Raw genomic sequence first — 24,407 nt, 5'->3', positions numbered from 1 at the left:
TTTTTATGGCTGCGAACTGATATGACGTATGCTCGCATAAATGAGGTTGATCAAATCAGCAATCTCTTTCCATTGCGTTCCGTCTACACTTAAATAGTAGTAGTTCTTCGTCCCCTCTTTCCGCATTGCAACAATCCCGGATTCCTTTAATATTTGCAGATGATGGGAAACGGAGGGTCTTGTAAGGTGTGCTTTCTCTGCAATTTCACCCACTCGGATTCCGGACAGATCGCTTTCCAACAGCACCAGCAGGATCAGCTGTCTTGTTTCATCGCCAATGGCGGTAAATGCGTTTCTGCATTTCTGAAAGCCGTGAACGATTTCTAACAGGTTCTCATCACATTCTTTTGCCATTACCGGCCTCCTTATCGATAACTGACGTCTAATTTTTCACGCGGTGCAGAACGGAGAAATTTAACGGCCGGGTAACCCATTACCAGGGTCATGGCGGCTCGTTTTCCTTTTGGTATATTCAGCGCCCTTTTTATTTTGCAGGAAGCATTAACCGCCATTGTGAAAAATCCGCTGAACAGTACGCCGAGACCGTTAGCCTCCGCGACAAATTCCATATTCTGTGCTGCGAGAATACCGTTTGTTTTATCTTTTGCCAAAATGACAATGACAACAGGCGCGTTGAAAAAGAAGAAGTTGTCATCAATCTTATTATTTCTTGCCATGGGACTGAACAAATCTGCCCATGGCTTTAACTTCTGAAAGAGGCTGACCGCCATTTGCTCGATACGATTTTTTTCGCGATCCAGCACGATAAAGGATACATCCTGCATATTTTTCGCTGTATGCGTAAGTCTGCCCGCTTCCAGAATCTGGCTGATTACTTCACTGGGAATTTCTTTCTGCTTAAATTGCCGGATGGTTCGGCGGAAACGGATAACATTTAACACATCGTCCGGATTCAGACGGCTCTCTTCCTTTTTCTCGATCTGTTCCACAGGATAATTGGTGATGGAAATGGCTTCCTTTGGACAGACCGCGCTGCATTGTCCGCACATGAGGCAGTGATTTGATAATGTTTTTGCTTTTTTATGATTGATGGTAATGTTATGTGCAGCGCATACTTTCGCGCATACACCGCAGCCAACACATTTTGCTGAATCAATCGATACCTGATGCTCTTCCATATTTCAGACTCCTTTCGTTAAAGTTCATGAACCATTATAACGAACAGGAGCACGCACTTCAACATCGGTAAAGAAATTCATTACCAATGACCGTTATGCTGGAGGAGAGCCCGGTGCAGATACTTCGCCGTAATGCTTTTCCCGCGCAGCCTCATCTCCTCCGGTGTTCCCTCAAACATAACGCGCCCGCCGGAATCTCCGCCATCGGGGCCGAGATCGATGACCCAGTCGCTGTTTTCGATCAGCTGCTGGTTGTGTTCCACGACGACCACGGTGTTTCCGGCGTCGGCAAGGCGGTCCAGGAGTATAAGGAAATGTTCGATATCCTTTGGATGAAGGCCTGTTGTGGGCTCATCCAGCAGATAGAGGTTCCGCCCGTTTAATCGGCATTCGGTCAGCTCTCTGGCGAGCTTCAGCCGCTGTCCTTCGCCGCCCGACAGCGTGGTGAGAGACTGTCCCAGCTGGAGGTAGCCCAGACCCACCTCCTGAAGAAGTTCCAGGATTCCGGTAATCTTCGGGCAGTCACAAAATACGGAGCGTGCCTCTGTTACCGAGAGATCCAGCACGTCGTTGACGGACAGGCCTTTATACGTTACGGCCAGTACTTCCGGACGGAAACGGTTACCGCCGCAGACCGGGCAGACGATGGTGGTGTTGGCGAAAAACAGCATGGAATTATCGACATATCCCAGGCCTTCGCAGTTTTCACATCTGCCGCCTGGCGTATTGAAGGAGAAATGCCTGGCCGTCAGTCCCGCGGCTGCCGCGCCGTCAGTCCGGGCGAAAACGGAACGGATCTCCGAGTAGACACCGGAAAAGGTCGCCACATTGGAACGCTTCATTCTGGTGACAGAGGATTGTCCGATCTCCACAATCCGGTCGAAACGCTCCAGCCCTGACACGCGGTTTTGTTCTGTACTTTGATTTCCCTTTGCCAGTACTTCGAAGATCAGTGTGGATTTGCCGGAACCAGAGGGACCCGTGACGGAAACGAGGCACTCGGTCGGAATATCGACGGAAATATGCTGAAGATTGTATTTTTCCGCATTGGAAATTGATATCGTGCCTTTGGGGCTTCGAAACGTAGTCCGGCCGGGGTGGGGAGCGGAGAGATAAGAACCTGTCACCGAATGGGGCTGCTCCATGATTTCTTCCAGAGTCCCGGCGGCAATGATCTCCCCGCCGTGTATTCCGGCTCCGGGGCCCATGTCGATGATGTAGTCCGCGGATGCCATGACATCGACGTCGTGCTCGATGATAAGGACTGTGTTGCCCAAATCCCTCAGTTTCTTCAGAACGGCCATCATTCCGGCAGTATCCTTCGGATGAAGTCCGGTGGTCGGTTCATCCAGAATATAGATGATTCCAGACAAATCAGAATCCAGCGTGGCGGCGAGACGCAGCCGCTGCAGTTCTCCGCCTGACAAGGTGATCACCTGGCGGTCCAGCGTGAGATAGCCCAGCCCCACCCGGATAAAACGGTTTAGTTTAGTCTCAATATCCAGCAGATAAGCGTTTACCAGTTCCAGACAGCGTTCTGTCAGAGACGCCCGGAGTTCGCCGATCCAACGATACAGCCGTTCAAAGGAAAAGGCGGACAGCTGAGGCAGACGCAGGTTGTGAACCGTTACATTGCGGCTCAGTTCGCACAGCCGCTCTCCGCCGCAGTCCGGGCATTCGATGACATCGAAGTATGGGTCCAGAATTCCGGCATCTCCATTCTTTTCGGACAGACGCCGGAGAAGAATAGGGAAGATTCCTTCAAACTTCCCGGCCGCTGTCGTCCTGGGCGGTTTGAGATCAGAATAGGCTTGTTTGATCAGGGGGCTTTCAACTCCTTCATATAAAAGTGCCTTCTGGAGTTCATGCATCTGATTTACCGGAATATCGGAGCCATCGGGAAGTCCATAATATTGAAACGCGCGGTAGAGGATGGAGGTCTGGTAGACTCCATACTGCTTTTCCCAGCAGCGTACCGCGCCCTGCTCCAGAGACAGCGATTCGTCGACGGCGGCCTCCTTTTTGACGGCGTGAATCCGCCCCAGTCCCTCGCAGGTGGGACAGGCCCCCTCTTTCGTATTGAAGGAGAAGAAGGTTCGGGTAATTTTGTCCATCCGCCTGCCGCATTGGCAGCAGTCCATATAGACGTGGAAATCCTGTCCGATCTTTTCTGTCGTCTCCTTACAGTCGGCGGCTGAGATGGTCTCCCCGCAGAAGGGACACGTCCGGATTCCCAGCTTTTCGTAGATCATGCGCAGATCGGTGTAGACATCCGTCACAGTTCCGGCGGTGGAGCGTGGATTTTTATTACTGTCTGTCTGGGAAATTACAATCGCAGGCGACACGCCCTGTATGCGATCCACCTTCGGCTTCTGAATTCCCTGTAATGACATGGCTTCCAGATACTGTCTCTGACATTCCTGAAACAGGACGTCAATGAGCAGTGTGGACTTGCCGGAACCGGAGACACCGGTGAATACGACAAGCTTGTTTTTCGGTATTTCCAGGGAAATGTGTTTGAGACTGCCTTCATACGCACCGGTTATTTTAATGACTGACATGGATACCGCCTTTCTGCCCTGTTCCATCCTCCATCCGTGAGACAGCTTTGCCGATGATGGATGAAGGCTCCTTTCAATTTATCAGTGTGTGTTGATTCGATGATCTTATTCGGAAATTGGATATCATAATTATAGCAAGCGGAAAGTGGGGTGGCAAGAGAACGCGGCTGTTACGATGGAAAATAATAAATTAGAAAATTGATAATAATTATGAAAAACCCCTTGACAGTTCATACTGTAACTAATATAATTACAGTATGAACTGTATCTGAGAAAATAACAGTAGTTACAGCAGAGGGAAAGGAGCAGCAACGATGGATATCATGACAATTAATAAAGATAATTTTGACAAAGAGGTACTTCAGGCGGAAAAACCGGTGGTTCTGGATTTCTGGGCGCCGTGGTGCGGTTACTGCCGCAGACTCGGACCGGTGGTGGACCGTCTGGCGGCACAGTATGAAGGAAAGCTTCTGGTGGGCAAGGTCGATATCGATGAGAGTCCGGAACTGGAGGAGAAGCACGAGATCGAGACGATCCCGACACTGATCGTATATCAGGGCGGCAAGGCGAGCGAGCCTCTCATCAACCCGGGTTCCATGACAGAGATTGAGGACTGGCTGAAAGAGAACGGCGCGGTTTAAACATAACGATAACTGTTCACAAAAGGAGAATACGATATGAACGATAAAATATATGACGTTGTCATTATTGGCGGAGGTCCCGGCGGCTACAGTGCGGCGCTTTACTGTGCAAGAAGCGGCATGTCGGTCCTGGTGCTGGAAAAGCTGTCACCGGGCGGTCAAATGGCGACTACCGGCCAGGTAGATAATTATCCTGGATTTGAAGACGGAATCGACGGCTTCGAGCTGGGAGAAAAGATGAAAAAAGGCGCCGACCGTTTTGGAGCGGAGACTGCGTTCGACGAGGTGATCCGTGTGGATCTTCAGGCTGAGCCGAAGAAGATCACGACTACAGGCGGTGAGCTTCTCACAAAGACAGTGGTGATCGCCACAGGCGCTTCACCGAGAGAACTGGGATTGCCGGAAGAGAAGAAGCTGCGTGGCCGCGGAGTGGCATACTGCGCGGTATGCGACGGAATGCGGTATAAAGACAAGACTGTCGTGGTATCCGGCGGCGGCAACAGCGCGGCGGAGGATGCGTTATTCCTGGCAAAGATCTGTAAAAAAGTATATCTCGTTCACCGGAGAGACGCACTGCGCGCTTCCATGGTATATCAGAATGCGCTGAAGGACAGCGCGGTTGAGTTTTTGTGGAACAGCCGTATTGAAGAAATTCTACACGAGAAGAAGGTGACGGGAGTTCGCCTGGCCGATGTGAAGACGGGGGAGGAGAGGGAGATCGCCTGCGACGGCGTCTTCGTAGCGATTGGACGAGTGCCTGACACCGCAGTTTTTGAAGGACAGGTGGAGAGAAATGAACAGGGATATATCATCGCGGACGAGACGACAAAGACGAACGTACCGGGTGTATTTGCGGTCGGCGATGTGAGAACAAAACCGCTGCGCCAGATCGTTACAGCCGCTTCGGATGGAGCCGTGGCCTCTAAGTTTATTGAAGAATTTATTCAGAAATAAATAAAAAGAACACCAGAGGCCATCAAAGATGATTTCTGGTGTTCTTCTCATGTAAATGCAGAAAAAGATTAGTCAATAGAGAGGCATTTAGCAGGTTATAAATATATATTGCCCATGTATGACAATCATAGAAAAAACTATGCAGAGAGGTCTCACTGATAGTTTCGAAAGATTTACAGGAATACTGGCTTGCTACGGTTGGCCGCAAGAAAGAGATTCTTTTATATGCGGAATATGAGAGCGTGAAGTCATCATAAATATACAAAGTTAAAAAGCACCCATAGCGAATCTCTCAATTGAGATGCTAGCGGTGTTTTTTTTATTATTCCGGAGTTTCTGAATGTTGTTTGCAAATCTATTTTTAATGCTGTGATGAGTCAGAGAATATCCATATAACTACAGCCTTTTTTGATGTTATCATCATACAGAACTTGATTCCAAAATGAGGACTTGATATAGAGGACAGAATATGCATATAATTGCTGCATAACAAAGCAACCCGGGCTTGTTTGTGAAAAACTCAAGGAGGTATAATGAATGGGGTTAATACGAGATATCAGGAAAAATCCGTTTATCTATCTGTTGGGCTTGCCTGGATTAATATTTATAACGGTATTTTCCATTGTTCCCATAACAGGGCATATCCTGGCTTTTAAAAATTATCGCCTTTCAGAAGGCATATGGGGAAGCAAATGGTGTGGGTTGGAGAATTTTAAATTTTTTTTTATGGGAAAGGACTGGCTGACAGTAACATTTAATACACTTTTTCTTAATGCTTTATTTATTGTGTCGACTCTGACAATCGCGGTAATCATGTCTGTTTTTCTTAATGAGATGAGAAGCCGTTTTGTTAAAAAAGTGGTTCAGTCATTGGTATTTCTTCCTTATTTTGTTTCCTGGCTGGTAGTATCCATGATGGTTTACGCTATGCTAAATCAAACGGATGGTTTGATAAACAGTATATTATCGGGATTGGGAAGAGATAAGATTGGATTTTATCAGAACGCTGAACTTTGGCCGTTTTTATTGACTATATTTTACGTATGGAAGTTTGCTGGCTATTATTCTATTATTTTTATTGCATCAATTGTATCGATTTCTCCCGAGTATTATGAGAGTGCAAGAATGGACGGAGCTACCAGATTTCAACAGATTTTATATATTACTCTTCCATTAATAAAAAATACATTCATAACATTACTTTTATTAAGCATTGGCCGTATTTTCTTTGGCGATTTTGGAATGATCTATAGTATTATAGGAGACAACGGGATCCTTTTTCCAACTACAGATATTATTGATACATATTCTTTCCGTGCTTTGCGTCAGATGGGAAATTTTGGGATGGCTTCGGCTGTTTCTTTGTATCAATCTGTTATGGGCCTGCTCGTCATATTGGTATTTAATAAGATTGTTAAAAAATATAGTATAGAAAATGCCATGTTTTGATTTAGGGGCTCCAGGAGGAAACTATCAATGAAAAAAATAAAGAGTGATAAAATATTCAATGGTATAGTCATATTGGTTTTGTTAGCTTTTGCAGTATTTACATTTTTACCTTTCTGGATGGTTTTAATTAATTCATTTGCAACAGAGGCTAGTATTAGCAAATACGGTTTTCAGCTAATTCCCAAGGCATTTACCTTAGATGGATATCAGTATTTGCTAAAAACGCCGCAGATATATCGATCCTATATGGTTACAATATTGATAACAGTAATTGGGACTGCCCTATCGGTCTTTGTCTCTATGACTTATGCATTTTTTCTGGCCAGTAAGAAGGTGAAATATGGAAATACATTTTCTTTTATTACTTATCTTACAATGCTTCTTGGTACATCATTGGTGGGGAGTTATTTGCTTATAGCTAATTGGCTTGGTTTAAAGGACAGCATTTGGTCAATGATTTTGCCATTAGTTATGAATCCTTTTTTCGTGTTTATTGTTGTATCTTCCTATAAAGAAATTCCGGGAGAAATTAATGAGGCGGCTTATATAGACGGAGCGAATGATTTGCAGTTGTTTTTCCGAATCATTATACCTATTGTAAAACCTACTACAGCAATTATTACGTTATTTTCTGCGCTTCGTTATTGGAATGACTGGTGGTATGCATTGATGTTTATTGATGATTACAAACTTCATCCGCTGCAGATGATGATTCGTCAGATGATTTCTAATATGAATACGGCAGCTTATATGGGGGGCGGAAATCTTGGCGTTGCGGTTCCTGCCAATTCATTAAAAATGGTGATAGTATGTGCGACGATTGGACCGATTATCTTAGTGTATCCGTTCATACAGAAGTATTTCGTAAAGGGTATTACTATAGGTTCTGTTAAAGGTTAAGTGCGCCAGGAAAAGGGCGGATAGTTTGGCGAGTGGAACACCCAGGGTTGTAATACTATAGATCTCTGAAATTTTACATAGTCTAAGAGGCCCAATCATACTTCACTATGACTATTCAGTCAACTGGGGATAGCCGTACACACGGTTCTGCAAAGGAGTTCGTATCGTGAAGTGCGAATCTACTGAACGTTCAAAGAATTACAAGAAAAGAAAGAGAGGGATTACAGATGAAAAAATGGAGTTTATTAATCGCAGCAGCTATTATAGTTACTGTTATTGCGGGGTGTGCAGTTAAAGGTAGGAATAATGATAATTCCTCAGAATCAGCAAAGATATCTGTGGGTTCTGAGATGGAGAGCAATAGTACGACTGGCACACAGCTAGATCCGGTTACGTTGAAGATTGTACTTCCGGGAGACCGGCCGGCTGATATGGATTCGGTGATAGCTGAGGCTGAAAAACGAATGAAGGATACTTTAAATATAAAGCTAAATGTGGTTTTTTATCCATTCAGTGATATGAAACAGAAGATGGAAACATCATTAGCAGCCGGCGAGGAAATTGATTTAATATGGGACAATCTTGCAAGAGGAATGCAGTCCCATATCTCCAATGGTTATTATGCACCATTGGATGAATTATTAGACAAATATGGATCAGCTGTGTATTCCATGAGAGGGAAAGAGATGTTTGATGCTAATAAATATGGCGGAAAATATTACTGTATTCCACTTTCCTCGCAATTTAAACAAGGAGCGCATTACGAAATTCGTAAAGATATCAGGGAAGCAATGGGAATAGCACCGATTACATCGAAAGCCGAATTATTGGATTTTGCCCGTAAGGTAAAAGCAGCTTATCCTGAAATGGTCCCGATTATGTCCGGCAATAGTGCGCCTACAGCATGGGCGGCGCTGCTCTTGAAAATGTCAGGAAAACCCGATTACTATAAAGTATCTGATGCATTTGACTCGCCGGTATTGTATTATAAAAACGATGATGGAAAGGTATATAATTTGTTTGATATTGATGAGAATGATGCTCTGTGGAAAGAAATTATGGAGGCACGAATGATCTACCAGGAAGGGCTGATTAATCCGGATATATTATCAACACAGGGAGATTTGATTACACAGGGAAAAGCCGCTGTTTTTTCTACAATGGATTTAACCGTAGAACAAAGTAAACAGATTGCCATAAAATCGATACAGCCGGAAGCTCAGCTGGAGAGTGTCATTTTATATGATTTAGAGCCAGATTCTTTACTAACGGACTATAAAGCGTGGAACTTTTTATGTATTCCGGAATCAAGCAAGAATAAGGAACGAGCCATGATGTTTTTGGAATGGGCACATGAGAAAGAAAATTACGATCTTTTGGCTTATGGAATTGAAGGGGTCCACTGGAAACCTGTTGGAGAGGATAAATACGAAGTTATCAGTAATAATTATAGATGGTATCCCTATGCATGGATATGGAATCCTGTTTTAGACCGAATTCCGTCGTATGTTACAGAACAGGAGTATGAAGCAGAAAAATTCTTCCGTAATTCAGATAACTTTAAGACCAGCCAGCTTACTGGATTTGTCTTTGATCCAACCAGTGTACAAAATCAGATTGCACAGCATTCAACGATTGAAGGAAAATATGTATCAGCTCTTTTAAATGGAGTCATGGATCCTGTCGAGTGTCTGGAAAAGTGGAAAGCAGAGGATTATAATAATGTAAAGGCGGTTCAGGAAGAACTTCAAAAGCAAATCGATATGTTTTTGGCTGGACAGTTATAGGAGGCTTATTGTATGGACCAGGTTTTACAAGCGGGAAAAATCATTAGAAATCCAGATGATAGATATAGTGATAATAACAGATGTTTTCAGGGAATTCCAAGTATTGCCTGTGCCTCCAACGGTCGGCTCTGGGCGGCGTGGTATGGAGGTGGACAGTGGGAGGACAGGGATAATTATATAATGGTAGCATCAGCAGCTGAGAGTGCGTTTGGGCCGCCCAGTATGATTATTGATCCGCCTGGACAGGTTAGAGCTTATGATGCAGCATTATGGATGGATCCGAAGGAGCGGCTGTGGTTATTTTGGTCTCAGTCATATGATTATTTTGACGGTAGATCAGGTGTTTGGGCTATCTATACGGAGAATCCAAAAGTTTCAGACCCGGAATGGAGTGACCCTGTACGGATCTGTGATGGTATTATGATGAATAAACCTTTGGGGCTAAGCAATGGAGAATGGTTATTGCCGGTTTCTTTATGTCCGCTGCATCACGTAAAACTCCCTGATCAGTCCTATTTCAGAGAAACAGATAAACCACGGGAAGCCATTATAATGAGCTCGAAAGATGATGGAAAGACTTTTTATATGAAATCGTATCTTCCGACAGATCGTCCGCGTTATAGTGGAGATGAACACATGTTGGTGGAAATCTCACCAGGACATCTGCAGGGTTTCCTAAGAACAGAAACAGGAATTGGTATATGTGAATCTTTTGATTGGGGAGTAACCTGGACGAAGGAAAAAATATTTTCTGCATTTAAACATATTCCATCTTCACGGTTCCATGTTAGGAAGTTGCCGTCAGGGAATTTGCTGATGATAGGAAATGATCCGCCAGAGAATAAACGGGAAGTGAATGAAAATGATTGGGTTATTCTGCCTAATGGTGACAGGATAATTACCTCATGGAGATTTCGTTCACATATATGTGCTGGTCTGTCAATGGATAATGGTAGAACTTTTCCATACAAATTGATTCTGGATTCACGCAGTGATGTTGCATATCCGGATGCGTGTATATTACCGGATGGAACGATTGCGGCAGTATATGACAGAGAACGAACGGGAGAGAAGGAAATTCTTATGGCTTTGTTCCGGGAAAATGATATTATACAAGGAAATGCATTGAATGAATCAAGCAGATTCCTGGTTAATAAGGCAACTGGAATATGGGGTGAAGAAGCAATGAAAGAGCATAATAAACATATGAAGCAGTTATTTTTCTAAAAAATTATAATGGTATGGCATCATAGACAACGTAGCAGGCAGTCTATGATGCCAGGGGGGAGGATCAGCGGGGATGAAAAGGTTTGAGAAGACCTATATCAAAATATTTGTTATAATTTTACTGATTATTGCGGTGGTATTAGCGATTTTTTCTATCTTGATGTCCAATCTGGTCACCTCATTTTTTGTAAAACAGACAACAGACTTTTATACACGTCAGTCAGAAGAAATATTCTATAATTTGGAACAGACTTTAAAAAATTATCAGTATTATGCACAGGAAATATATGAGGACAGCGACGTTCGTGTTTTTATGCATGCTGGTAAGGAAGATAAAATAGTTTCTCAAAATGCATTTCATGCAATTCAGAACGCAAGAAAATCAGAGAAGAATATTGATGATATTTATATTGTGAACTACGAAAATGGTTATATTTTAAATACAAAAGAGGGAATTGCTCCAATTAGTCAGTTTTATGACAGAGAGTGGATAGATAGCCTTCAGCTTACAAGAAAGAATTATCTCTATTTTTATTATCATGAAGTTAAGGGAATAACATATCTGGCACTGGTATTGCCTGTTCAGGTGCAAAGAAATGGTTCATTTGTAGTAGTGCTTTATGATACGCAGTATCTGAATCGTATGCTGACAAGATATGGGAAGGAAGATTATGTAAAACTGGCATTGCTGTATGGTGGAGAGAATGTAATTGCAGGCGAACGGCCTGTTGACAGTAAAAATTCAGAATATATTTTAGTAATTGAACAGCAATATTTTTATAATCAAAATCTCAGCCTTTCATGCAGTGTTAATATAAAGGAATTTGTACGATCATCAGATATGCTGCGAAACAGTCTGCTAATATCTATTGTATTTCTAATGGCGATTCCTTTAAGCATGCTTTTTCTGATGCTAGTACGTACTTTGAAACCATATAATAAACTGGCAAGTGATATAAGCCGGCTGTATTTCCGACCCGATGAAAAAGAAAAAGCAACAAATAGAACATTACCGGAAACAGAATTTCAGATTATTAGAGGCTGTATTGATTATCTGGTACACAATGTTGATACCCTTCAAAAATCATTGAGTGGCTACGAGGAAATGATATCTGAGGATAAAATCAGAAGATGGCTGTTAAATGGCCAACTTTTCGATGATATGGAGGACTTCATAAAAGAAAAGTGGGAGAATGATGATGTAAATATGATCATCTGCGTAATACGCATTGAAAAGGAATTGTCATTTGAACAGGAAAATTCTTATGGTGCTAGAAAGGCTATGAAAGGCGGAATTATCAACATTGCATCAGAACTTCTGACTGCCGAAGGTTATAAACCGCTGGCGGTTGATATGGGAAGTGATCACGTGACAATTCTTTTAAATGATTTCAATAAAGATAGTGTTAATCCGATAGATAATCTGAAAGAAATAGAGGAACAGGTGAAAAAATGGTTTAATCTGGGACTGGCTGTTGCAATAAGTCCTTTTGTCTCTATTTATACAGATATTCTTCCAGTGTACAAAAGAACATATGAGTTGACAAAGCTTAAGTTTCTTCTGGGAGAAGATAAGGTTTATATGGAAGCAGATGGTGCATACATCAACGCTCACAATATTCCTTTTGCGTCCCCTCTTTTGATAAAAAAAATCAGAGAAAATATAATGCTGCAGAGGACAGAAGAACTGTCTGAAAATCTAAAGGAGCTGGTACAGCCTCTTCGGGGCCTGCCATATGAAGAAAGCCGGTACTTAATTTTATTCTACTATTTTGATATCATCAGCCAGTTGAACCGATATTCGGATTATAAGAGTTTGCAGGAAATGGAGAATGAGATTTCAGACTGTGCAACGATTAACGAAGCATTGGACAGAATCTGTGATATATTTTTTGATATCAGCATGCAGGTAATAACCTTTGAAAAAGGAACAAACCGGAATGAAATAGCTTTACAGATAGAAGATTATATTCATAATCATATATCAGATCCAGCTTTGAATGTTGATGAGATTGCGGATAGTCTATCTTTTTCTACAAAATATATTAGACAGTTGTTTAAAGAATATTATCAGATTTCTTTATCAGATTATCTTCTGAATGCCCGAATTGAAATGGCAAAAGAACTTCTGGAAAACAGTAAGTCCTCTGTAAATGAGATTATGTACAGCGTGGGTATTCAGACGAAGAGCCACTTCTTTACCAGCTTTAAATCGATTACAGGTATGACGCCAAATCAGTGGCGTATTTATACGATGAAAAACAACAGTTCAAATAACAGTATGAGTATATAAAACTTTAGGATGAAAGAAGCCGGAGGTTCAGTATGAAGTTTTATGTTGAAGAATTTGGCGCGAAAGCGGATGGAGAAACGAAAGACACGGAGGCGATTCAGGCTGCGATCGACCGCTGCTTTCAGGAGGGCGGCGGAAAAGTAATATTGGAAAGAGGTACATACGTGTCCGGCACTCTGTATTTAAAATCCGGAGTTTATCTGGAAATTGCGCCGTGCGCGGTGCTGATGGCAAGCCCCGATATCGAGGATTATGGAGACGACACACATCACAACCGCTACCGCAACGAAACCGGCCTTGACCGCTGTTTTATCTACGCGCAGGATGCAGAGAATATCGGTTTGACCGGCTATGGAGAAATAAATGGGAACGCGGACGCATTTCCAAATGGGGGAAGTATCTACCGACCCATGATGATCCGTCTGCTCCGATGTAAAAATGTCAGACTGGAAAATTTAAAACTCTACAATTCGGCAGCGTGGACGACGGCATTCCTGGACAGCCAGTTTATCTGGATAAAAGGGGTGAATATATGGAATGAGAAGAAGTATAATGGGGACGGACTGGATTTCGACGGCTCTAGCCATGTGTGGGTCTCCGACTGCTTCATGAAAGGAACCGATGACAACCTCTGCCTTCAGTCCAGTTCCAGAGCATTTCCGGTGGAGGAGATACATATTACGAACTGCTCCTTTACCTCCACCTGCGCGGCGGTCCGGATCGGACTGAAGTCCGTCGGAACCATCCGCAATGTGGTGATTTCCAATTGTACCATGAAAAATGTATACCGGGAGGGAATTAAGATCGAGTGCACCGAAGGCGGTGATATCACGGATATCCTGATCCAGAATATCGCCATGTACAGCGTGAGACGACCGGTCTTTATAATTTTAAACAATCGGTTCGAGCTGGAGGGATACGGCACCTCCGTCGAGCTGAAAGAGATCCCCGCGATTGGCACAATGAAGCGGATCATGATTTCGAATATAACGGCTGTTGACGGTGATGAGATGAAGAAAATAAACTACCGTTTTAGTGGAGACGCGATGGGGAGTCCAAAGTTCAACGGAATCCGCGTGGACGCCAACGATGCGTATCCGATCGAGGAGATGACCCTCGATCATATCCGCTACCAGTCGGCCGGTGGCGTGAAAAAGGAAGAAATTCCTGCGTTCTATCCCCCTGTCGTTGACCGTCTGACACAGCCGGAGGCGGAGAGCTCAGAAAATTACTATCCGGACTGGAGCCGGGCCGCGTTTATGGATATCAGAAATGTCAGGGGCCTGGAGTTGAACCGAATTGTACTCTCTTCGGAGAAAGCGGACGAGCGGGAGCCATACATCATTGAGAACTGTGAAGTAGTCAGACAGGATATTAAATATCAGGAGTAGACCGGAATGTAAAAAATTGCTGAAGGAGTATGAACGCTATTTACAGCAGAAAAAGTAGTAGCAACGTTGATGAATACTGTTTGTGGGGGAGATTATTTTTATATTGAGACATTAATGCGGGTGCAGAATCCGGGTTGGAATATTGTATCTTTCAGAACTTTTGCTATGTGAAGCTCTGGAACTATGTGGTTATGATGAGCCCGGACATGAATTAAGAAGATTGTATTCTCTAATCTCCGGTTGGGTGAGGCCGGGCAAAAGAGAAAATAATCGCTGTTTCTGGAATTATAAGGCAAAACTTTGTATTAGAGGGACTACGATACTGGTAAGTTTGTGGCGGTTGGTGAAGATGTGCTGATCGAGAAATACGGCCTGAAGAAGATTTGTTTTTATGATCTAAAACATACCTGTGGGAGTTTATTGATGGTGAATGGAGGCAGATGAAGCAAATTCAGGTCTGGATTGGTCACAGTATTTTTGCGACAACGGCAGATATTTATGCACATCTCGACGTATCGTCGCAAATTGAGACAGGGAGGGTTGCAGGTGATTTCTTCGAGAAAACCAGAAATAAAAAAGCCTGTCGCGAAAAGTGACCGCAAACAGGCTAAGAGCGGAGTGGGTGGGATTCGAACCCACGGAGCCAAAAGAGGCTCAACTGATTTCGAGTCAGTCCCGTTATGACCACTTCGATACCACTCCATATTTAATTTATGCCCCGCACCCTTAATATACCTGTCAGATGCAAAGCGTAGAAAAAGCGTAAAATACGCTGATTCCCGAAGGTAATAATAACACGGAAACACCTATTAATCAAGAAGATTTGGCGAGTAGATGCGAAATGACCTACACGATTTCGAGTGCGGCTCGTTACAACCACTTCGATACGTCTCCAGAGCATTCTGTTCTTCCGGCCATATGTGACCGCCGAAACCCGAACTTCTACATTATACACGATAATTCATTTTTTGTGTAGTCCTTTCTCGTAAAAAAATGAAAGAATTTTTCTTTTTTTATGTATGAAAACTCTAAACCCGGGAAAGATTAGAAAAGAACTTAAAATATTACAACATTTCGTAAAAATATCGTATGTTATTTTGTCGAAATAAGGAGTAAAATAAAATCATCAAACAGAGAGGGAGGTGCTCCAAATGAAAAACATGTTTTATACATTTTCAACCGTGGAAGAAATGGTTGCATTCGTAAACAAAGCGGAAGCCTGTGATTTCGATGTGGATATCTGTTACAATCATCTTGTAATCGATGGAAAATCACTGATGGGCGTTATGAATGTTGGCCTTGGAAAACCGGTAGAAATCGTATGCCACAGCACGGCATTTTCCCCGGAATCATTAATCGGAAAAGCGGCGTAAGCCCAATGGCGGGAAAGAACCCGGATCATGCAGTAAAAAGACATGACTCGTGTGCATATGACAAGCCCCGGTTTTATCTCCTGAATCCCTGAGAACAGTCTCATGGGAAAGGAAGATAAAACCGGGGTTTTTATTTGTCTTTTAACGCGCCGGTGCTGCCGACTTCATATCCGTCGGGGGTCTCCGCGTTCTTCAGCATGATCCCGTCTTCGTCACAGTAATACCAGGTACCCTGCCATGGAATCCATCCGCTCTTCCGGTATCCGGAGTGATCGAAATAATACCACTCCCCGCCGATGTATTCCCAGCCGTCCGTGGTCCACGTTCCGTCCGGGTGCTCAAACCACCATCCCGCGTCGTCGGAATTCCATTCTCCCACGGCTCTGCCGGGGGAGGAGACGGTGCCGGGGGAGGAGACGGTGCCGGGACCGTACGTGCTTTTTGTCCCGTTCCCCAGCACGGCGGCCTCAGAAGCGCTGATCTCCCAGGTCTCAGAGGTGATCCATTCACTTCGGTTTAAGGCGTTGTCGACGAAGCGGACGTTGAAGCTGTAGCTGCCTTTTCCCGCTATCTTATCGGATAAACGGCTGTAATTGGTGTAGGTAGTCACCATGGCGCCCACCGGCTGACCGTCTTTTAACAGCTGAACCTGATAATAGCGGGCGTTGCTGTCGTCGTTCCAGAGTGCGGTGAAGGTCCCTTTATCCCAGGAAAGTCCAGTGAGAACGACTGCCGCTTCCGGATCGGAGAGAGCATTTAAATGGACCGTCACATGCAGAACAGACTGGGATTCCAGAAATTCCGCCCGGTCGAATACGGCGCCGGCTCCGGTTAAACGGAACGCCTCTCCCTGTGCAGAAGAAAAATAATACCCGCTTTCCGCGCGGAGGGAAATCATGATTTCCGGCGATACTCCGGCTGTCCAGGCCGAATCCGGCTGATTGACAATCTTCGTGTTGACGATCCGGCAGTGTGATGCGTAGTAGGGATCATCGACCGTGACATATACTTCTCCGCCCGTTTTCCCCGCTGTTATGGAGGAGGAAAAATTGAGAGGAATCTTATCGATCTTTTCTTTCTCTTTGGCAAAGGCCGGAAGAGAGAGAAGGATGGAGAGGAGGCATGCGGCAAGGAGCAGCCCGGTCCATCGATGTGTGTGTTGCTTCATAAAATCTCACCACTTTCTTTTTCATATCCATATCATAATACTTTTTTCAAGGGAATATGTGGCCAAATTGTGAACAATTTCCTTGCTATCTGAAGATCACCGCGTTATAATCAAATACTGTCAATAGAAAAATTAACACGTTTTTAACGAAAGGATTGGAATGTTAAAAGAGAGTAAAGAGGGGGAACGTAAGATGCGGTCGGAGAATACGGTTACGAATACGATTAACCGTTATCGGAGTTTTCGTTATGCACTGATACTGGAAGGGGTCGCCGTGGGCGCTATTTCAGGAGTGGTGGTGGTGGCATTCCGTTACCTGCTGGGATATGCGGAAATACTCCTGAATTCTGTTTTGAATTATGGAAGGACCCATACGTGGTTTGTGCCGGTGTGGTTTGTGGTGCTTGCTGTGGCGGCCATTATTGTGGCGATGCTTCTGAAATGGGATTCGCTCATATCGGGCAGCGGTATTCCACAGGTGGAAGGCGAGATCATGGGCGAGATCGACGAATGCTGGTGGCGGGTCCTGCTGGCTAAGCTGGCAGGCGGCTTGATCGGTCTGGGATGTGGTCTGTCTCTCGGACGCGAGGGTCCCAGCATCCAGCTGGGCGCTATGGCGGCCAAGGGATTTTCCAGGGTTACGAAGCGGGTGAAGACGGAGGAAAAGCTTCTCATGACCTGCGGTGCGAGCGCCGGTTTATCTGCCGCGTTCAATGCGCCGATTGCGGGTGTGCTGTTCTCCTTAGAGGAGATTCATAAGCATTTTTCACCGGAGATCCTTCTGTCATCCATGGCGGCATCGATTACGTCAGACTTTGTTTCCAGAAATGTATTCGGCTTGAAACCGGTCTTTACTTTTAATATTACCCATATGATGCCGTTAGGCACATACGGCCATGTGCTTATTCTGGGAGTCATCATCGGGCTGATGGGCGTGGTCTATAACACCTGCCTGTCCAAATCCCAGGACCTGTATCAGAAGCTTCCGGGACAGACGATGCGGCTGCTGATCCCATTTATGCTGGCCGGGGTGTTCGGATTCCTTTATCCGTCCGTCCTGGGCGGCGGCCATTCCCTGGTGGAGGTGCTCTCCTCCGGTGAAATGGTGATGGGCTCCCTGTGTCTGCTGTTTGTGCTGAAATTCGTATTTTCCATGGTGAGCTTCGGTTCCGGAGCTCCGGGCGGTATCTTCCTGCCCCTTCTCGTCATGGGAGCCGTGATCGGAGGCATCTACTTCAACGCGGTGGGAATGGTGAGCGGCTCTTTAGACGGGCTTTTGGGCAACTTTATCATCCTGGGTATGGCCGGTTACTTCTCCGCCATTGTCCGCGCACCGATTACGGGAATTATCTTAATCAGTGAGATGACGGGGTCCTTCTCCCATCTGCTCACGCTGTCCATGGTGTCCCTGGCTGCGTATCTGGTGCCGGATATCATGCGGTGTGCTCCGGTTTACGACCAGCTCCTTCATCGTCTGCTGGCGAAGCAGAATCCGGATAAGAAGGCGGTTCTGACCGGAGAAAAGGTGCTGGTGGAAGGCATGATCTTCCATGGAAGCGCGGCGGAGGGCATGAAGGTATCGGAGATCGCATGGCCGAAGACGTGTCTCGTCGTCTCCCTGATGAGGGGAGAGGCGGAATTCGTACCGAGAGGCGATACGAAGCTGCTTGCCGGCGATAAGATTGTCGTGCTCTGTGACGAGACGGCGGAGGGCCAGCTGCACCGGACGCTGCAGGAGTTCTGCGAGACGGTGAAAATGCAGTAATTATAGGTAAATTTTACATAACCTGTCTTGTTGGCCTGTTTGGATCTTCGTATAATTGACGTAAAATTGTAGTATTTCTACATAATGGGAGGCGTCAATGAACCAGAGACTGAAACAGGAGATTACCCGGTCCTATCCGGTGCTGCGCAGATCCGAGAAGAAGACGGCGGATTATCTGCTAAAATGCGGGGAGAACTTAAAGGATTTAACGCTGGAAAAGATCGCTGAAGGGGCAGGAGTCAGCCAGCCCACCGTCATGCGGTTTGTGAAGGCGCTGGGCTACCGGGGATTTAAGGATTTCCGGTATGAACTGGCGGGGAGTGAACAGGAGGAGGGCAGCCGTTTTCTGTACGGTTTTCCATTTTCCGAACGCGACACCATCCGCGATGTCCCGGCAAAGATCATCGGAACCACCATCGGACAGATCGAGAAGACCATAAGAAGCATAACGCCGGATATCCTGGAAGACGTAGTAAAAGCGATTACCGGGGCGAATAAAATCGCCGTCTATTACGTGGAGAATTCCTCCTGCACGGCGCAGGATCTGATCACGAAGCTGATGTACCTGGGAATCCACTGCATCGCTTACGGAGATGTATATATGCAGAGCGTCAGCGCGGCCAGCCTCTCGGAAGGGGACGTGGCGATCGGCATCTCTTACTCGGGATTTTCCAGAAATACGGTGGACGCCATGGAGATGGCCGGAAAGGCCGGAGCGAAGACGATCGCCATCACCAATTTTGAGCATACCTTACTGGAACAGTATTCCGATCTGGTCCTGTGCACCAGCAACCGGCAGTTTCTGTACGGCGACGCCATCTTTTCCAGGGCCTCGCAGCTCATGGTGGTGGATATGATCTATATTGCCATTCTTTTGAGCGACTATGAGCGGTATACCGGAAAGCTGGATGAGAGCAGCAGGGTAATACGGAAGCAGGCCTACGGGCAGCCCGCAAAGCTTTAAGTGATGAAAAAATATAAGCTGTAGAATTTCGAACTGTAGAAATTCTACAGCTTTTTTTACGCCCATTTTACAGAGAATTTTCAATAAGACGGTAGTTGAAAGCAGGAAAAATATGGTTTCATAGAGACGTCGGCAAGGCAGACACGCCATATATGAACCATGAGAGGAGTTTCTATGCTAGAGATTAAGAATCTGAAAAAATCGTATGATGGAAATATTATTTTGCAGGATATCAACCTGAATATTGAGGAGGGCGAGATCGTCTCGATCCTGGGTCCCTCCGGATGCGGAAAGACTACGCTCCTGAACCTGATTCTGGGTCTGACCGGGGCGGATGAAGGGGAGATCATATTCAACGGGGAAGCGATCACGGATATGCCCATGGAACAGAGGGGCTTCAACATCGTATTTCAGGATTACGCCCTGTTCCCAAACCTGAACGTGTACCGGAATATCACCTACGGCCTGAAAAATAACCCGAAGATCTCGACGCCGCAGGAGGTGGAGGAACTGATTGATCTGCTGGGGCTGCGGGAGCACTTGCATAAGAAGATCGAGCAGCTTTCCGGAGGACAGAAGCAGAGAGTGGCGCTGGCGAGAACCATGGTGATGAAACCGAGGATTCTGTTGCTGGATGAGCCTCTCAGCGCACTGGACGGTGTGATCAAGGAATCCATCAAGGATAAGATCCGGCAGATCGCCCGGGATTACCACCTGACTACCATCATCGTCACCCATGACCCCGAGGAGGCGCTGACGCTGTCGGATAAGGTGCTGATCGTCAATCAGGGCAGGATCTCCCAATATGGAAGGCCGGAGGAGATCATCGAGACTCCGGAAAATGATTTCGTGAAGGAATTCATCTTAAACCAGCTGGTGATCAAGCGCAACCACATATTCACGCTGTTTAAACAGACGGCCGCACCGATCATGGAAGTGAGAGTAGGGTAGCGTTATGAAACAGAAGAAAGAAGTGGAGATCAAGGGGATATTTCTGGCGGTCACTCTGCTGTTCCTTGGTTTTCTGATCGTGCCGCTCTGCCGTCTGTTTTATAAGTCCCTTGAAAAAGGCGGTGCTCTGACCTTCGGCAATTACCTTGAGGTTCTGACAGGAAGGGGATTCGCAGCGGCGTTCGGCAACAGCATTCAGATATCGGTGTGCTGCGCGATCCTTTCGACGCTGCTGGCATTTCTGCTTGCATACACCATTCATTACAGCAATCTGCCCTCCTTCTATAAAAGCCTGATCCGGCGGGCGGCGGTGATACCGATGCTTTTGCCGACCATTACGTATGGATTTGCCATTATTTATTCCTTTGGAAAGCAGGGACTGATCACGAGGCTGTTCGGAAGACAGCTGTTCGAGCTTTATGGCTTTTACGGGCTGCTGCTGGGATATTTAATCTATACGCTGCCGGTGTCATTTCTGCTGGTGTCCAACACCATGGAATACATAGACAAGAAATTCTCCATTGTATCCCGGATTATGGGGGATAATCCGTGGCAGACGTTTTTCCGGACGGTGGCCCGGCCGCTGCTGGGGACGCTGGCGGCCTCCTTTGTACAGTGTTTCTTCCTGTGCTTTACGGACTATGGGATTCCTGCCTCCGTGGGAGGGAAGTATGAGGTGGTGGCGACAGTGCTTTACAATGAGATGCTGGGCAGCATACCGAATTTTAACCGCGGTTCTGTGGTTGCGATTCTGATGCTGATCCCGTCGGTGCTCACGATCACGCTGCTGCATTATCTGGAGAAATACAATATCCGCTACAATAAAATCTCCGTGATAGAAATACGGAGAAACCGGCTGAGGGACGGCATACTCGGCCTGGGAAGCGCCCTGGTCTTAGTGGTGGTGCTGTCGGTGTTCGCGGTGATCTTCGTGGTGCCGTTTGTGGAAGAATGGCCGTACCGGGTCAGCTTTACCATGGAGCATTTGCAGAGCGTTCTGAGCGATAAGAGTCTGCTGGGAGTGTATAAGAATTCCCTGCTGGTTGCATTTTTAACCGCGCTTACCGGCTCTCTAACCACCTATGGAGCGGCCCTTTCCACGGCGCGGAGCCATCTGCCGGAAAAGGTGAAACGGGTGATCGAGAACATATCCCTGATTACCAATACCATACCGGGCATGGTGGTGGGTATCGCCTATATGCTGGTGTTCTCAGGTACTTCCCTGCAGAATACCCTGACCCTCATCGTCATCTGCAATGTGATTCACTATTTTTCCACGCCGTATCTGATGATGAAAAACTCTCTGGCGAAAATGAACGCATCCTGGGAGACGACGGCCATGCTCATGGGGGACACCTGGCTGAAGACGATTGTGCGGGTGGTGACGCCCAATGCCATGGCTACCATTCTGGAAGTATTCAGCTACTATTTTGTAAACGCCATGGTAACGGTCAGCGCCGTGATCTTTATCGCGGGAGCCCGGACGATGGTGATCACCACGAAGATTAAGGAACTGCAGTATTACACGAAATATAATGAGATTTTTGTATTGTCCATCTTTATCCTGCTCACGAACCTGGCGGCCAGGGCGCTGTTTTCCTGGCTGGCGACGGATCGGAAAGAGGCGAAGGCCGGCAGAATATTGCAATGGATCAGAAAAAAACAGGAAAATTCAGGAGGAGTAAGAATATGAAAAACAGAAAAAGAGCGGCAGCACTGGCCATGGTCTGTGCCCTGGGCGCGATGACCGCGCTCACCGGATGTCAGAAGAAGGCGCAGGAAGTCGTAATCTATACGAATGCGGACGACGAGGCCATAGAGGCCATGAAAAATGCGCTGGACGGTAATGGCTACGAGGGAAAATACATTCTTCAGTCCTTTGGAACCTCCGAGCTGGGCGGAAAACTTCTTGCGGAGGGAACTAATATCGAGGCTGATCTGGTCACCATGAGTTCCTTCTATTTAGACAGCGCACAGGAGACGAATCAGATGTTTCAGGACCTGTCCTTTGAGACGAAGCCCCTTGCCGAGTACCCGGCGTTCTATACACCGATTACGGCCCAGGAAGGAACCATTTTTGTAAATACGGAGGTTTTAAAGGAGAATAACCTGCCGATGCCGACCGGCTTAAAGGACCTGGCGGACCCGGCATATGCGGGAATGGTATCCGTAACCGATGTAAAGAGTTCTTCCACTGCATGGCTGCTCATCCAGGCGCTGGTCAGCGCTTACGGAGAGGAGGGGGCGACGGAGGTTCTCGCCGGCATCTATCAGAACGCGGGAGATCATATCGAGAGCTCAGGCTCCGCGCCGCTTAAAAAGGTGCGCGCCGGAGAGGTGGGGGTGGGCTTCGGTCTTCGCCATCAGGCCGTCGCGGACAAGGCGGATGGACTTCCTGTGGACTATGTGGACCCGCCGGAAGGCAACTTCTCACTGACTGAGTCTGTCGCAGTAGTCGATAAGGGAACAGAGAGCAATCCGCTGGCCATGGAGATGGCGGAATGCATCATCAAAAACGGCCGCCAGGAGCTGCTTAAGACTTACCCGCTGCCGGTATATGAGGGAGAGAGCAGTGATTCTGCCAACAAATCCGCGTACCCTATGGTATTTCCGGAGAAGCTGACGGTTGGGCTTCTGGAGAAGCATCAGCAGTTGTCGGAAAATGCAAAGGTATTGGAGTAAAATGCAGAGGCGCTGAAGGAATATGCAAAGGCAATCAAAATAAGAAGGGGAATAAGAAGCATGATACAGTATAAATTATTGACACCGGGACCACTGACCACCACGGATACCGTGAAGAGAGAGATGATGGTGGATCACTGCACCTGGGATGACGACTATAAGCAGATAACACAGTGGATACGCAAGAAGCTTTTAGAGCTGGCAGGCGTGAAGGAACCGGAGTATACGGCCGTTTTGATGCAGGGCAGCGGAACCTTCGGCGTGGAATCCGTTTTGACGAGTACCATAGGGGATGGGGATCATTTACTGATTGCGGCGAACGGCTCTTACGGGCTTCGTATGAGGGAGATCGCGGACCACGCGGGAATCTCCTGTACGGTGTACGAGACCGCCTATGATGAGATTCCCGATGCCGTGGTTATTCAAAAAATGCTGGAAGATAATCCGCAGATCACCCATGTTGCTATGGTGCACAGTGAGACCACCTCCGGGGTTTTAAATGATATAGAGGCTGTGAGCCGCGTCGTAAAGGCGGCGGGGAGAATCATGATTGTGGACGCCATGTCAAGCTTTGGCGGCATGGAAATTCCTGTCGGTGAATGGGGCATTGATTTTATAGTCAGCAGCGCGAACAAGTGCATTCAGGGTGTTCCAGGTTTTTCCTTTATCATATGCAGGCGTGACGCGCTGGAAGCGGCAAAAGGCGTGGCGAGGAGCCTGTCCCTGGACCTGTATGACCAGTGGAAATGTATGGAAGCCGATGGAAAATGGCGCTATACCTCGCCAACCCACGTGGTTCTCGCATTTGCACAGGCGATCCGGGAGCTGGAGGCGGAAGGCGGCATTGCGGCCAGACACGCGAGATATGCGGAAAATAACCGCATACTGATTGAGGGATTAAAACAGCTGGGATTCCGCCCCTATGTAGGGCCGGAACATCAGGGACCGATCATTACTACGTTTTTCTATCCGGAAGATAAATGCTGCAGCTTTCAGGAGATGTATTCCTATATCAAGGAGCGGGGATACGCCATATATCCGGGAAAGGTGACCGATGCGGAAACCTTCCGCGTGGGAAATATTGGAGAAATCTATCCGGAAGACATGGAAAAGCTTTGTGCGATTCTGGCTGATTATTGGAAGGAAAAGGAGAATTAAATCT

The 24,407-nt window shown here is 46.4% G+C and carries 20 protein-coding genes and 1 tRNA gene; 16 read left to right on the top strand and 5 right to left on the bottom strand.

Translation table 11 applies throughout. The features are described 5' to 3' along the window. Positions 1-3: 3 nt before the first annotated feature. From DFR60_RS02015 to DFR60_RS02005, 3 genes are all read right to left on the bottom strand, one after another. Positions 4-354 (bottom strand): ArsR/SmtB family transcription factor, encoded by a 351-nt coding sequence (locus DFR60_RS02015; protein ID WP_110321384.1) that lies wholly within the window; start codon positions 352-354, stop codon positions 4-6. A gap of 11 nt (positions 355-365) precedes the next feature. Then, entirely contained in the window at positions 366-1,139 is a 774-nt protein-coding gene (locus DFR60_RS02010; RefSeq protein WP_110321383.1) for a nitroreductase family protein, read from the bottom strand. A gap of 80 nt (positions 1,140-1,219) precedes the next feature. Further along, positions 1,220-3,727: an excinuclease ABC subunit UvrA gene (locus DFR60_RS02005; protein WP_243004957.1), complete on the bottom strand. Its 2,508-nt coding sequence runs from the start codon at positions 3,725-3,727 to the stop codon at positions 1,220-1,222. A gap of 287 nt (positions 3,728-4,014) precedes the next feature. On the opposite strand from DFR60_RS02005, the gene DFR60_RS02000 reads away from it, so the two are divergent. From DFR60_RS02000 to DFR60_RS30225, 9 genes are all read left to right on the top strand, one after another. After that, entirely contained in the window at positions 4,015-4,341 is a 327-nt protein-coding gene (locus DFR60_RS02000) for a thioredoxin family protein (protein WP_025530155.1), read from the top strand. Positions 4,342-4,377: 36 nt separating this feature from the next. After that, positions 4,378-5,295, top strand: a complete 918-nt coding sequence (gene trxB / locus DFR60_RS01995) for a thioredoxin-disulfide reductase (RefSeq protein WP_110321382.1) — start codon at positions 4,378-4,380, stop codon at positions 5,293-5,295. A gap of 537 nt (positions 5,296-5,832) precedes the next feature. Continuing rightward, on the top strand, positions 5,833-6,744 hold the full coding sequence (locus DFR60_RS01990) for an ABC transporter permease (RefSeq protein ID WP_110321381.1): 912 nt from the start codon (positions 5,833-5,835) through the stop codon (positions 6,742-6,744). 27 nt (positions 6,745-6,771) lie between these two features. Further along, complete coding sequence (locus tag DFR60_RS01985; protein ID WP_110321380.1) at positions 6,772-7,644, top strand: carbohydrate ABC transporter permease; 873 nt, start codon at positions 6,772-6,774, stop codon at positions 7,642-7,644. A gap of 227 nt (positions 7,645-7,871) precedes the next feature. Further along, on the top strand, positions 7,872-9,431 hold the full coding sequence (locus tag DFR60_RS01980) for an ABC transporter substrate-binding protein (protein ID WP_110321379.1): 1,560 nt from the start codon (positions 7,872-7,874) through the stop codon (positions 9,429-9,431). A 12-nt stretch (positions 9,432-9,443) separates the two neighbouring features. Then, a complete protein-coding gene (locus DFR60_RS01975) occupies positions 9,444-10,658 on the top strand; it encodes an exo-alpha-sialidase (RefSeq protein WP_110321378.1) in 1,215 nt (404 codons plus the stop codon). A gap of 73 nt (positions 10,659-10,731) precedes the next feature. Further along, positions 10,732-12,951, top strand: coding sequence for an AraC family transcriptional regulator (locus tag DFR60_RS01970; protein ID WP_110321377.1), 2,220 nt, complete (start codon positions 10,732-10,734; stop codon positions 12,949-12,951). A gap of 32 nt (positions 12,952-12,983) precedes the next feature. Beyond that, entirely contained in the window at positions 12,984-14,342 is a 1,359-nt protein-coding gene (locus DFR60_RS01965; RefSeq protein ID WP_110321376.1) for a glycoside hydrolase family 28 protein, read from the top strand. Between the two features lie 440 nt (positions 14,343-14,782). Continuing rightward, a complete protein-coding gene (locus DFR60_RS30225) occupies positions 14,783-14,938 on the top strand; it encodes a hypothetical protein (protein ID WP_167437480.1) in 156 nt (51 codons plus the stop codon). A gap of 18 nt (positions 14,939-14,956) precedes the next feature. Here the strand turns inward: DFR60_RS30225 and DFR60_RS01960 are convergent. After that, positions 14,957-15,044: transfer RNA gene (locus tag DFR60_RS01960), tRNA-Ser, on the bottom strand. Positions 15,045-15,493: 449 nt separating this feature from the next. Here DFR60_RS01960 and DFR60_RS01955 point away from each other — a divergent pair. Beyond that, complete coding sequence (locus DFR60_RS01955; protein ID WP_110321375.1) at positions 15,494-15,715, top strand: HPr family phosphocarrier protein; 222 nt, start codon at positions 15,494-15,496, stop codon at positions 15,713-15,715. A 130-nt stretch (positions 15,716-15,845) separates the two neighbouring features. On the opposite strand, the gene DFR60_RS01950 is transcribed toward DFR60_RS01955, so the two are convergent. Further along, positions 15,846-16,883, bottom strand: coding sequence for a lysozyme (locus DFR60_RS01950; RefSeq protein WP_110321374.1), 1,038 nt, complete (start codon positions 16,881-16,883; stop codon positions 15,846-15,848). Positions 16,884-17,043: 160 nt separating this feature from the next. On the opposite strand from DFR60_RS01950, the gene DFR60_RS01945 reads away from it, so the two are divergent. The 6 genes from DFR60_RS01945 (at position 17,044) to DFR60_RS01920 (ending at position 24,403) form a co-directional block, all read left to right on the top strand. Further along, positions 17,044-18,648: a ClC family H(+)/Cl(-) exchange transporter gene (locus tag DFR60_RS01945; protein ID WP_207659479.1), complete on the top strand. Its 1,605-nt coding sequence runs from the start codon at positions 17,044-17,046 to the stop codon at positions 18,646-18,648. A gap of 97 nt (positions 18,649-18,745) precedes the next feature. Next, positions 18,746-19,612 (top strand): MurR/RpiR family transcriptional regulator, encoded by an 867-nt coding sequence (locus DFR60_RS01940; RefSeq protein WP_110321372.1) that lies wholly within the window; start codon positions 18,746-18,748, stop codon positions 19,610-19,612. A 174-nt stretch (positions 19,613-19,786) separates the two neighbouring features. Beyond that, on the top strand, positions 19,787-20,563 hold the full coding sequence (locus tag DFR60_RS01935) for an ABC transporter ATP-binding protein (protein ID WP_110321371.1): 777 nt from the start codon (positions 19,787-19,789) through the stop codon (positions 20,561-20,563). 4 nt (positions 20,564-20,567) lie between these two features. After that, positions 20,568-22,256, top strand: coding sequence for an ABC transporter permease subunit (locus DFR60_RS01930; protein WP_110321370.1), 1,689 nt, complete (start codon positions 20,568-20,570; stop codon positions 22,254-22,256). After that, on the top strand, positions 22,253-23,245 hold the full coding sequence (locus tag DFR60_RS01925; RefSeq protein ID WP_110321369.1) for an extracellular solute-binding protein: 993 nt from the start codon (positions 22,253-22,255) through the stop codon (positions 23,243-23,245). Before DFR60_RS01930 ends, DFR60_RS01925 begins: the two co-directional genes overlap by 4 nt. 60 nt (positions 23,246-23,305) lie before the next feature. Beyond that, positions 23,306-24,403: a 2-aminoethylphosphonate--pyruvate transaminase gene (locus DFR60_RS01920; RefSeq protein WP_110321368.1), complete on the top strand. Its 1,098-nt coding sequence runs from the start codon at positions 23,306-23,308 to the stop codon at positions 24,401-24,403. Positions 24,404-24,407 lie beyond the last annotated feature (4 nt).

Source organism: Hungatella effluvii, from assembly GCF_003201875.1.
Taxonomy (GTDB): Bacteria; Bacillota; Clostridia; order Lachnospirales; family Lachnospiraceae; genus Hungatella; species Hungatella effluvii.
This window is presented reverse-complemented; position numbering and strand designations above follow the sequence as displayed.

Coding starts and splice junctions, on each gene's coding strand:
- DFR60_RS01985 (WP_110321380.1), top strand. CDS start 6,772: ATGAAAAAAATAAAGAGTGATAAAATATTCAATGGTATAGTCATATTG.
- DFR60_RS01975 (WP_110321378.1), top strand. CDS start 9,444: ATGGACCAGGTTTTACAAGCGGGAAAAATCATTAGAAATCCAGATGAT.
- DFR60_RS01935 (WP_110321371.1), top strand. CDS start 19,787: ATGCTAGAGATTAAGAATCTGAAAAAATCGTATGATGGAAATATTATT.
- DFR60_RS01940 (WP_110321372.1), top strand. CDS start 18,746: ATGAACCAGAGACTGAAACAGGAGATTACCCGGTCCTATCCGGTGCTG.
- DFR60_RS01970 (WP_110321377.1), top strand. CDS start 10,732: ATGAAAAGGTTTGAGAAGACCTATATCAAAATATTTGTTATAATTTTA.
- DFR60_RS30225 (WP_167437480.1), top strand. CDS start 14,783: ATGAAGCAAATTCAGGTCTGGATTGGTCACAGTATTTTTGCGACAACG.
- DFR60_RS02000 (WP_025530155.1), top strand. CDS start 4,015: ATGGATATCATGACAATTAATAAAGATAATTTTGACAAAGAGGTACTT.
- DFR60_RS02005 (WP_243004957.1), bottom strand. CDS start 3,727: ATGGAACAGGGCAGAAAGGCGGTATCCATGTCAGTCATTAAAATAACC.
- DFR60_RS01990 (WP_110321381.1), top strand. CDS start 5,833: ATGGGGTTAATACGAGATATCAGGAAAAATCCGTTTATCTATCTGTTG.
- DFR60_RS01980 (WP_110321379.1), top strand. CDS start 7,872: ATGAAAAAATGGAGTTTATTAATCGCAGCAGCTATTATAGTTACTGTT.
- DFR60_RS02010 (WP_110321383.1), bottom strand. CDS start 1,139: ATGGAAGAGCATCAGGTATCGATTGATTCAGCAAAATGTGTTGGCTGC.
- DFR60_RS01955 (WP_110321375.1), top strand. CDS start 15,494: ATGAAAAACATGTTTTATACATTTTCAACCGTGGAAGAAATGGTTGCA.
- trxB (WP_110321382.1), top strand. CDS start 4,378: ATGAACGATAAAATATATGACGTTGTCATTATTGGCGGAGGTCCCGGC.
- DFR60_RS02015 (WP_110321384.1), bottom strand. CDS start 354: ATGGCAAAAGAATGTGATGAGAACCTGTTAGAAATCGTTCACGGCTTT.
- DFR60_RS01965 (WP_110321376.1), top strand. CDS start 12,984: ATGAAGTTTTATGTTGAAGAATTTGGCGCGAAAGCGGATGGAGAAACG.
- DFR60_RS01930 (WP_110321370.1), top strand. CDS start 20,568: ATGAAACAGAAGAAAGAAGTGGAGATCAAGGGGATATTTCTGGCGGTC.
- DFR60_RS01950 (WP_110321374.1), bottom strand. CDS start 16,883: ATGAAGCAACACACACATCGATGGACCGGGCTGCTCCTTGCCGCATGC.
- DFR60_RS01945 (WP_207659479.1), top strand. CDS start 17,044: ATGTTAAAAGAGAGTAAAGAGGGGGAACGTAAGATGCGGTCGGAGAAT.
- DFR60_RS01925 (WP_110321369.1), top strand. CDS start 22,253: ATGAAAAACAGAAAAAGAGCGGCAGCACTGGCCATGGTCTGTGCCCTG.
- DFR60_RS01920 (WP_110321368.1), top strand. CDS start 23,306: ATGATACAGTATAAATTATTGACACCGGGACCACTGACCACCACGGAT.